Origin of the sequence: uncultured Hyphomicrobium sp. (genome assembly GCF_902826555.1) — a bacterium.
Classification (GTDB): domain Bacteria; phylum Pseudomonadota; class Alphaproteobacteria; order Rhizobiales; family Hyphomicrobiaceae; genus Hyphomicrobium_C.
The window spans coordinates 1-3110 of sequence record NZ_CADEFI010000075.1; the positions used below are offsets into that span (position 1 = coordinate 1).

A 3110-nucleotide genomic window follows, 5' to 3' on the forward strand; every position below is an offset into this window, starting at 1 on the left:
CCCTCGCGATTTTCAAAGCACGAGCTGGCGGACGTCTTCGAGGATGACGGCGAGGCGGCGCGCAAATCGCGCGGCCTCCGCTCCGTCGATGACGCGGTGATCGTAGCTGAGCGAGAGCGGCAGCATGAGGCGTGGCTCGAACGTCTCGCCGTCCCATTTCGGTTTGGTCTCGGCGCGCACCACGCCGAGGATGGCGACCTCGGGCGCATTGATGATCGGCGTGAATCCGGTTCCGCCGATTCCGCCGAGGCTGGAGATGGAGAACGTGCCGCCCTGGATGTCGGCCGGCGCGATCTTCCCGTCGCGCATCTTCTGCGACACCGCGCCGATCTCCTGCGACAGCTCGACGATGCCTTTGCGGTCCACGTCGCGGATGACGGGAACCACCAGCCCGTCGGCGGTATCGACGGCGATGCCGAGATGGTAGTAGCGCTTCAGGATCAAGTTCTCCTTGTCGGGCGCCAGCGAGGCGTTGAAGCTGGGAAACTCCTTGAGCGCCACCACGCTGGCCTTCATGAGGAAGGCCAGCAGCGTCACCCGGTAGCCTTTCTCCTTGGCGGCGTCGTCCAGCGAGCGGCGGTAGGCGTCGAGATCGGTGATGTCGGCTTCATCGTTATGCGTCACATGCGGAATGTTGAGCCACGCGCGATGCAGATGCGGACCGCCGAGCCGCTTGAGCCGCGAGAGCGCCTTCGTCTCGATAGGGCCGAACTTGGCGAAATCCTGCGCCGGAATCTCGGGGATCCCGGTGCCTCCGCTTGGCGCCCCGCCGAGCGCACGCTTGACGTCGTCCTTGGTGATGCGGCCCTTCTCGCCGGTGCCCTTGAGCTTGGTGAGATCGATGTCGAGCTCGCGGGCGAGACGGCGCACGGACGGGCTCGCATAGACGTTTCCGAAGTCGACGCCGATCGGCAGCGGCACGCGGGCGGGCGTGCCCTCGGTCTCGGGGGCCTCGCCGGACGTTCCGGCTTTCGCCGGCTGCGGCTGCTCCGCCGCCGGCTTCGGCGCCTCCGCCTTTGCGGCGGTGTCTTTCTGCGCCCCGCCCTCCGATGCGAGCCGCACGAGCGCCGAGCCCTCGCTCACCTTGTCGCCGACGCGGACCAGCACCTCGGCGATCTCGCCGCCCTGTGGCGCCGGCACCTCCATCGCCGCCTTGTCGCTCTCCAGCGTCACCAGCGGATCCTCGGGCTTGATGCGGTCGCCCGGCTTCACGTGCACCTCGATGATGGGCACGTTCTTGTAGTCGCCGATGTCGGGCACTTTCACGTCGATGACGGACATTCGTATCCTCGTTATGCGCGGACCGGATCGGCCTTCTCCGGATCGATGCCGTAGCGGGCGATGGCCTCGACGACCTTGGAGGAGGGGAGCTTGTTGTCGTCGGCGAGCGCCTTGAGGGCCGCCACCGCCACGAAATGCCGGTCGACCTCGAAGTGCTGGCGCAGCCGGCGCCGCGTGTCCGAGCGCCCGAACCCGTCGGTGCCGAGCACCTGATAGGGCCCGCGCACGAACGGGCGCACCTGGTCGGCGAACAGCTTCATGTAGTCGGTCGACGCCACCGCCGGCGCGTCCCCGCGCGAGGCGAGACACTGCGTGATGTAGGGCACGCGCGGCGTCTCCGCCGGATGCAGCATGTTCCAGCGCTCGACCGCCAGCGCCTCGCGCCGGAGCTCGGTGAAGCTCGTGACGCTCCAGATGTCGGCCGCGACGCCGAAGTCCTGCGCCAGGAGCTCGGCGCCGGCGATCACCTCGTTGAGGATCGACCCGCAACCGAGAAGCTGCACCTTGGGACCCGACCTCGGCGAAGGCTCGGTGGCTTTTAGGAGATACATCCCGCGCACGATGCCCTCTTCGGCACCCTTGGGCATGGCGGGGTGCACGTAGTTCTCGTTGAGGGACGTGATGTAATAGAACACGTCCTCCTGGTCGCCGAGCATGCGCTCGAGCCCGCGCTGGAGGATCACCGCCAGCTCGTAGCCGTACGTCGGATCGTAGGAGAGGCAGTTGGGGATGGTGGACGACAGGATGTGGCTGTGCCCGTCCTGGTGCTGCAGCCCTTCGCCGTTGAGGGTGGTGCGCCCGCTCGTGCCGCCGATGAGAAAGCCGCGCGCGCGCATGTCGCCCGCCGCCCACGCGAGGTCGCCGATGCGCTGGAAGCCGAACATCGAATAGTAGATGAAGAACGGGATCATCGGCACGTTGGACGACGAGTAGGAGGTCGCCGCCGAGATCCACGACGCCATGCCGCCCGCCTCGCTGATGCCCTCCTGCAGCATCTGCCCGCTGCGGTCCTCCTTGTAGAACATCAGCTGCTCGGCATCCTCCGGCCGGTAGAGCTGCCCCACCTGGCTGTAGATGCCGAAGGTGCGGAACATGCCCTCCATGCCGAAGGTGCGGCTCTCGTCGGGGACGATGGGCACGATGTGGCGCCCGAGCGCCTTGTCGCGCAGGAGCTTGGTGAGGCACTGCACGAACGCCATGGTGGTCGAGATCTCGCGCCCGTCGGAGCCCTTGAGCTGCGCCTCGAACAGCGAAAGGGGAGGCGGATCGAGCTTGAACGTCGTCTTCGGCCGCCGCTTGGGAAGCGAGCCGCCGAGCGCCGATCGCCGTTCCTTGAGGTAGCGCAGCTCCTCGCTCCCCTCGGCGAAGGTGATGAACGGCAGCGTCTCGAGATCCGCGTCCGAGAGCTTGACCCCGAAGCGGTCGCGGAAGCCTTTCAGCGCATCGAGCCCCATCTTCTTCTGCTGGTGGGCGACCATCTGACCTTCGCCGGCCGCGCCCATGCCGTAGCCCTTGACCGTCTTGGCGAGGATGACTGTCGGCTGCGCGGTGTGCCGGACCGCGCTGGCATAGGCGGCATAGACCTTTCGCGGATCGTGCCCGCCGCGCGTCAGCGTCCAGATCTTGTCGTCCGACCAGTCGGCGATCAGAGCCGCCGTCTCCGGATAGCGCCCGAAGAAGTTCTTGCGGATATAGGCCCCGTCCTTGGACTTGAAGTCCTGGTACTGGCCGTCGTTGCACTCTTCCATCAGCTGGCGCAGGCGCCCGGTCGTATCGCGGGCGAGCAGCGGGTCCCAGTTCGAGCCCCAGATGACCTTGATCACGTTCCA

2 protein-coding genes are annotated in these 3110 nt (G+C 67.1%); both read right to left on the reverse strand.

The window, feature by feature from the left end:
* Positions 1–12: 12 nt before the first annotated feature.
* Entirely contained in the window at positions 13–1281 is a 1269-nt protein-coding gene (locus QZV93_RS17475) for a 2-oxo acid dehydrogenase subunit E2 (RefSeq protein WP_295559995.1), read from the reverse strand.
* Positions 1282–1292: 11 nt separating this feature from the next.
* Positions 1293–3110 (reverse strand): pyruvate dehydrogenase (acetyl-transferring), homodimeric type (aceE, locus tag QZV93_RS17480; protein ID WP_295559996.1); only part of this gene is annotated, 1818 nt, incomplete at its 5' end.

Bases quoted from the DNA above. Each gene is read 5' to 3' on its own strand.
- QZV93_RS17475 (WP_295559995.1), bottom strand. From the start codon at position 1,281: ATGTCCGTCATCGACGTGAAAGTGCCCGACATCGGCGACTACAAGAAC.